Origin of the sequence: uncultured Rothia sp. (assembly GCF_916715725.1) — a bacterium.
Lineage (GTDB): Bacteria > Actinomycetota > Actinomycetes > Actinomycetales > Micrococcaceae > Rothia.
The window spans coordinates 1-6751 of the sequence record NZ_CAKAPD010000022.1; the positions used below are offsets into that span (position 1 = coordinate 1).

Genomic DNA, 6751 nt, shown 5'->3' on the forward strand with positions numbered 1-6751 from the left:
ACAAGCCACCCCCCCCGCTGTGAGGTATCAGCTATTTACTTTTCGCGGCGTTACTCCGCTCAGCTTTACTTCCCGCCGGTTTACTTTTCTTCGGGCGCGTCGCCGAAGCCACCGTCCAGCAGCTTCTGCAGCTCCGAGTCGAAGTCCACGTCGTCCAGGCTGATTTCGTTCATGCGCGCATCGTATGCGGTGAAGTCTTCCAGCTCGGCGGGGGTGGGCAGGGTCTCCGGGGTGTCCCAGAGGCCGTCGCGTGCCTCAATGCCGTGGGCGTTTTCGTACCAGCGCCAGAACTGCTGTGCTTCACGCACCAGGCGCGGGCGCAGTTCCAAGCCGACCAGGTTCTCGAAGACCTGCTCGCTGGGGCCGCCGTCGATGCGGCGGCGCGCCATGATTTCGGTCAGCTGCGGTGCCTTGGGCAGGTTGCGGGTCGCATCCTCGGTGACGACGGATACCCAGCCTTCGATGAGGGCGAGCAGGCCCTCCAGGCGCTGTACCGCCAGTTCCTGATCTTCGGTGCGCTGGGGACTGAACATGCCGCCTTCGAATGCTTCCTGTACGGCGTCGGGGTTGCTCATGTCCACCTGGGATGCGGCGTCCTGCATGCGGTTCATGTCCACGCGAATGCCGCGGGCGTAGCGCGCCACGAGCTGGACCAGGTCTTCACGCAGCCAGGGGTTTGCCTTGTGCAGGCGGATCAGCGCGGATTCACGCACGGCAAGGTAGAGCAGGACCTCCTGCGGGGGAACCTCGATGCTCTCGGCGAGCTGCTGGTAGCCGTTGGGCAGCAGCGCGGAGGAGCCGGGCGCGAGGGGGAAGCCCACGTCGGTGGAGGAGTACACCTCACCGGCGAGCTGCGCGAGTGCCTGTGCCATCTGCGCACCAAAAATCACGGAACCAATGTTGTTCAAGAAGCCGCTGTTGAAAATCTGCGAGATCTCTTCGGGTACGTCTTCGGGTGCGCCGGGCATGACCATGGACTGGGTGACTTCGGCTGCGACCGGCTCGACCATTTCGCGCCAGGAATCGAAGGAATGCTCAACCCATTCGGCCTTGGACCATGCTTGCACCGGGTGGTTGTGGCGCTCAACGGTGGTCACCGCATCCAGCCAGAGGTCGGCGAGGTTCGCCGCGTCTTCTACGGCACGCTTGAGGTTTTCGGGTACGGAGGGGTCTTCGCCCATGGATGCGAGCATCTGGCGGGTCTGGTTCTTTACGTTATCCCAGTTCACGCCGCTGGGGCTGTCGGATGCGCCCGCACCGGAGAACATCGCCTGCACCTGCGCGAACATGCTCTGCATCATGGCGGGGTCAAAGCTCATGCCCATGTTCTTCAGGTCTTCGGGGTCGATGCTGATGCCGAAGGGGTTCTGGCCGCCTTCGCCGAAGAGATTCTGTGCGTTGTTGGAGGTGCCCTTGCCGCCCTGGCCGGTTGCCCCTGCGGAGGGGTCGAAGCCCTGCTCCTGCATCTTCTTAAGGAATTCTTCGAGGGGGTCGCGCTCGTTGGAGGCGCCGCCGGTGGGGTTCTCAGACATGTGAAGCCTTTCGTAATCCGGGGGTGGGCGCAACTGGCCCGCTCGCTGTCCAGCCTACCGATTTTTGCTGAGAATTTCCCGCGCTATTGCTGTGGAGGCGGGTTAATCAGCTGAGGGCTCACAAGCTTGTCTTTGGGCACGGTTTTTGGGAGCTTTTTCGTGCCGCTGTCACCGCGCGGTGCTGACATACCGTGGCGCGTGTCAGAGCATCAACGCCCCCTGGGTGCTCTATTTTCGGCGGGGTCACAGTGCCGGTCCGCATGTTGAAAAGCAGGTTTATCCGGTACTGTAGAAACCATGACTAAGTCCACCCCCGATGCTGAGCAGCAGCCGAACGCCGCCTCCGCGAGCGTGAAGAGTACTGAGAAGGCGGCTAAGCGCCGTTCGCGTTTTGCGCCGCGCCGCGTGAACCTGCGTTCGGTCAGCGCTGTGGCGACGTGCGCCCTGCTGGCTGGTGCTTTTGTTCTGCCCAGCTCCTATGTGAAGGAGGGCCCCGGCCCGCTCTTTGACGTGCTCGGAACCTACCAGGATAAGGACGTCATTGAGATTTCTGGTGCGCCCAGCTATAAGACGTACGGCAAGATGAACATGACCACGGTGTCGGTTTCGGGTGGGCCGTACACGGAGCTGTCCGGCGCGGAGGCGTTCTACGGCTGGTTGGCGTTTGACGGTAACCGCAGCCTCGTGGTGCCGACCGATGCCCTGTACCCGCACGTGAGCCATGAGCAGGCGACGGCGGCGACCGGCGCGCAGATGGCTGATTCGCAGACTCAGGCGAAGGTCGCGGCGATGCGCCAGTTGAAGATGGCGGTGACCGAGAAGGTTCAGGTGCTTTCCACGGCGGAGGGCTCCCCGGCGGCGAGCGCTCTGAAGGCTGATGACCGCATTTTGAAGGTGGGGGAGAAGCAGATTGAGACCCTCACCGATGTTCCGAAGGCGGTGAACGCCTCGAACGGTTCGCCGATTGACGTGACCGTGGAACGTGACGGCAAACAGCAGACCTTTAAGCTGACCCCGGTTCGTTCGAGTGACGGTAGCCGCTGGATTCTGGGTGCGGGTTTGAAGCAGAGCTATGACCTGCCGGCGCACGTGCAGTACAACCTGGACGGCGTGGGCGGCCCGAGCGCGGGTCTGATGCTGGCTCTGGGCACGGTCGATAAGCTGAGCGAGGGTACCCTGCTCGCCGATGAGGATGCCGGAGGCGACCCGTACCGCAGCTACATTTCGGGTACCGGCACGATTGATGCTGACGGTAAGGTCGGCGCAATTGGCGGTATCAAGTACAAGATTCTGGCGACGGGCCGTTACGGTGCGCGCTATTTCTTGGCGCCGAAGGAGAACTGCGATTCGATTGTGAAGATGCAGGCGCAGGACCCCGACCTGTTCAACTACTATCACGCCGGTCAGGTGCGCGGCACGATGGTGGTTGTGCCGGTGTCGACCCTGGATGAGGCGGTGAAGACGGTGGAGGCGATTAAGTCCGGCACCCCGGATGATTCCCTGCCCCGCTGCGGTTCCTAATCGTGTGGTCCCCAACCCTTATCTAACGTAGAAGTCAGCCCCGGTTCGCTAAGAGCCGGGGCTGTTCTGCGTTGAGAGTTCTGCCCTTCTGCTGTACCTCTGAGATACTTAAAGGCAGTTATTTTCTCTGAACGTATGATGAGCGAGGAATTGTGTCTGAGTCGACCAATAGCACTGCGCATCCCAAGCCGAAGAAGTCAACGCCTAAGCGTCGTGGCCCCTTGCGGGTGACGATTGCTGTGGTGGCGGTGCTCATTGCTGCTTTTGTGGGTGCGTCCCAGGTGTACACGGACTGGCTGTGGTTTGATCAGCTGGGTTATAGCTCCGTGTTCACTACCCAGATTTTGTTGAAGGCTGCCGTGTTTGTGGTGGCTGCCGTGGTGATTGCTGTGCCGCTGTGGGCTTCGATGTCGTACGCGGTCCGTCATGCTGATGTGGCGCCTGCGTCCGAGAAGAAGCCTCAGGAGGCGCCGAACCCGAATCAGAGCGTGCCGACGAGCGGCACGGATGCTGCCGAGCAGATGCTGCGTGACGTGTTTGGTCAGCAGCGTGCTGAGGAGAGCATGCGCCGCTACCGCGAGAGCGTGGATAAGGCGCGTAAGGTACTGCTGGTTGCGGTTCCGCTGCTGTTGGGCCTGTTCATTGCTTCGGCGACGATGACTCAGTGGAGCACCGTCGCGCTGTTCTTCAACCAGCAGTCCTTCGGTAAGACTGACCCCGAGTTCGGTCTGGATTACGGGTTCTTCCTGTTTGCGTTGCCGTTCTTCCGCATGGTGGTGACTCTGCTGACCTCAGCTGTGGTGCTGTCGGCGCTCGCGGGCCTGTTCATGCACTACTTCTACGGCGGCATTAAGGTGCAGCCCGGTGGTGTGAGTACTACCGTGGCATTCCGCCGTCACGCTGCGATTGTGGTGGCTGTGTTTTTGCTGACTCGTGCGGTGAGCTTCTGGCTGGATCGTTATTCCTCGACTCAGCAGCAGGTGGGCCGCTGGGCTGGCGCAATGTACACGGATGTGAACTCGTCGATTCCGGTGAACGCTATTTTGGCGATTTCTGCGTTGCTGGTGGCGATCATGTTTATGGTGGCTGCTTCGATGAATCGTTGGCGTCTGCCGCTGATTAGCACCGCGATGCTGGTGATTGTTGCCGTGGTTGCTGGCGGCCTGTACCCGTGGATTGTTCAGCGTTTCCAGGTGGTTCCGAATGAGCAGGGCGCTCAGTCGAAGTTTATTCAGCGCAATATTGATGCGACCCGTTACGCGTACGGTCTGGACAAGATTGAGACCACCCCGTATGACGCGACGATTGATACCCGTGCCGGTGCGTTGAGCTCTTCGAGCGCGACCATTGCGAATATTCGTCTGTTGGATCCGAATGTTGTGTCCTCGGCGTTTGCTCAGATGCAGCAGTTCCGTCCGTACTACCGTTTTGATTCGCAGCTGTCGGTGGACCGCTATTCGGTGGGCAACACCACGCAGGATACGGTGTTGGCGGCTCGTGAGCTGAACCCGGCGCAGACGAGCGGCGATTCCTGGTATAACCGCCACGTGGTGTACACGCACGGTTACGGCGTGATTGCCGCGTACGGTAACCAGGTGGATTCTGCGGGTAACCCGAAGTTCTTGCAGTCCGGTATTAAGGCGACCGGTACCCTGAGCGAGGATTACGAGCCGCGTATTTACTTTGGCACGAGCTCGCCGGAGTATTCGATTGTGGGCGGTAAGGGCGACACCCTGGAGCTGGACCGTCCGCTTTCTGCTGAGGAAACCAACGCCTCCGATGCGAAGTACACCTTCACCGGTTACGGTGGTCCTCGCGTTGATTCGCTGCTGGCTCGCCTGTCCTATGCGATTAAGTTCCAGTCCTCTGACATTCTGCTGTCGGATGCGGTGCGTGAGGGGTCGCAGATTCTGTACGAACGTAACCCGCTGGACCGTGTGCGTAAGGTGGCACCGTACCTGAGCGTGGATTCTAAGCCGTACCCGGCGATTGTGAATAACCGCGTGCAGTGGATTGTGGATGCTTACACCACGAGTGACCAGTTCCCTTACGCGCAGGGTAGCTCCCAGGATGCGGCAACCGCTGCGGGTGCTCAGCGTTCTAACTCGGTGAACTACATCCGTAACTCGGTGAAGGCTACCGTGGACGCGTACGACGGTTCGGTGACCCTGTACGCGTGGGATGAGGAGGATCCGGTGCTGAAGGCGTGGCAGGGTGTTTTCCCTGGCACGGTGAAGAGCTACCGTGAGATGAACGCTTCGCTGATGAGCCACGTGCGTTACCCGACTGACATGTTCAATATTCAGCGCACCATGCTGAATAAGTACCACGTGACGAACGCGAATAGCTTCTATGCCGGTGACGACGTCTGGTCGATTCCGAACGACCCGACTAATGATCGTAACCAGCCGATTTCGCCCTACTACCTGTCCCTGCAGATGCCTGGTGATTCTCGTGCGCACTTCTCGTTGACGACCACGTTCATTCCTCAGCAGAGCGATTCGAACTCTCGTAACGTGATGTACGGCTTCCTTGCCGCTAATGGTGATGCCGGTACCGGTAAGGACGGCGAGCGTAGCGCCGACTACGGCAAGCTGCGTCTGCTGGAGTTGCCGCGTTCTTCGGTGGTTCCGGGCCCGGGCCAGGCTCAGAATATTTTCAACTCTGATGCTGAGGTGTCGAACCAGCTGAACCTGCTACGCCGCGGTTCCTCTGAGGTTATTAACGGCAATATGCTGACTCTGCCGGTGGGCGGCGGCATGCTGTACGTTCAGCCGGTGTACGTGCAGTCGAGCGGTGACGCTAAGTACCCGCGTCTGCAGCGTGTGCTGGTGAGCTTCGGCGATAAGGTCGGTTTCGCTCCGACTCTGGAGGAGGCGCTGAACCAGGTGTTCGGTGGCTCTTCGGGCGCGAAGCTGGACGGTTCGGCGGCTAGCCCCTCGGCTTCGGCGTCTGGTTCTTCGGGTACCTCGGGTGCTTCGACCGGAGGTTCTTCGGCTTCGCAGTCTTCGGAGCTGAAGCAGGCTCTCAACGATGCCTCGAAGGCGATGACCGATGCTGATGCGGCGATGAAGAAGGGCGACTGGGCTGCCTACGGTGAGGCTCAGAAGCGTCTGGAAGCAGCCGTGAAGAAGGCTCTGGAGGCTGAGGAGGCGCAGAGCGCGGCTTCCGCTAAGGCTTCGGCAGCGCCCAGTGCCTCTGCGGCTCCGAGCGCCTCTGCAGCTCCCAGTGCCGCGGCTTCTGCAAGCGCCCCCGCAAGCGCGAAGCCCAGCGCCAGCGCCTCGGCTTCTCGCTAAGACTAAGAGGCTAAGCCTAAGAGACAGCGGGGGAGTAGCCCATACCGGATGCTCATGGGTCTAGCGTCCTCGCTCTAGATCCGGGGCCTGCACTGGATACGGCTCCTACCGACTAGCTCTAGCGGTCTCTGCGGGAACATCTCTGCGGGAACGGGGTGGAAGTGATTCACTTCCACCCCGTTCCTGTATGTTCTACCCCTGGCACTGCCCCGTAGCCCCTATTCCTACCCAACTGCTTTCTACCCAACTGCTTTCTACCCAACAGCCCCTATTTTTGTGTGCTTGGTTACAAATCGCGTTTTTGGCTTGCATGCCCGGTTTGGGGTCTGTATAGTTGTATGAGTCGCCGCGGGGTGGAGCAGTTCGGTAGCTCGCCGGGCTCATAACCCGGAGGTCGCAGGT

Annotated in this window: 3 protein-coding genes; 2 read left to right on the top strand and 1 reads right to left on the bottom strand. The window is 60.5% G+C overall.

Annotated features, from left to right (window positions below):
• Nucleotides 1–80 precede the first annotated feature (80 nt).
• The gene (locus QZ822_RS08865; RefSeq protein ID WP_294644064.1) at nucleotides 81–1532 is read right to left on the bottom strand and encodes a zinc-dependent metalloprotease; all 1452 of its coding nucleotides are present in this window, start codon (nucleotides 1530–1532) and stop codon (nucleotides 81–83) included.
• Nucleotides 1533–1829: 297 nt separating this feature from the next.
• On the opposite strand from QZ822_RS08865, the gene QZ822_RS08870 reads away from it, so the two are divergent.
• Both QZ822_RS08870 and QZ822_RS08875 read left to right on the top strand, forming a co-directional pair.
• Entirely contained in the window at nucleotides 1830–3053 is a 1224-nt protein-coding gene (locus QZ822_RS08870; RefSeq protein WP_294644065.1) for a PDZ domain-containing protein, read from the top strand.
• A gap of 152 nt (nucleotides 3054–3205) precedes the next feature.
• Nucleotides 3206–6349 (top strand): UPF0182 family protein, encoded by a 3144-nt coding sequence (locus QZ822_RS08875; RefSeq protein WP_294644067.1) that lies wholly within the window; start codon nucleotides 3206–3208, stop codon nucleotides 6347–6349.
• Nucleotides 6350–6751 lie beyond the last annotated feature (402 nt).

Excerpts from the sequence above, each read along its gene's own strand:
- QZ822_RS08865 (WP_294644064.1), bottom strand. The coding sequence starts at position 1,532 with ATGTCTGAGAACCCCACCGGCGGCGCCTCCAACGAGCGCGACCCCCTC.
- QZ822_RS08870 (WP_294644065.1), top strand. The coding sequence starts at position 1,830 with ATGACTAAGTCCACCCCCGATGCTGAGCAGCAGCCGAACGCCGCCTCC.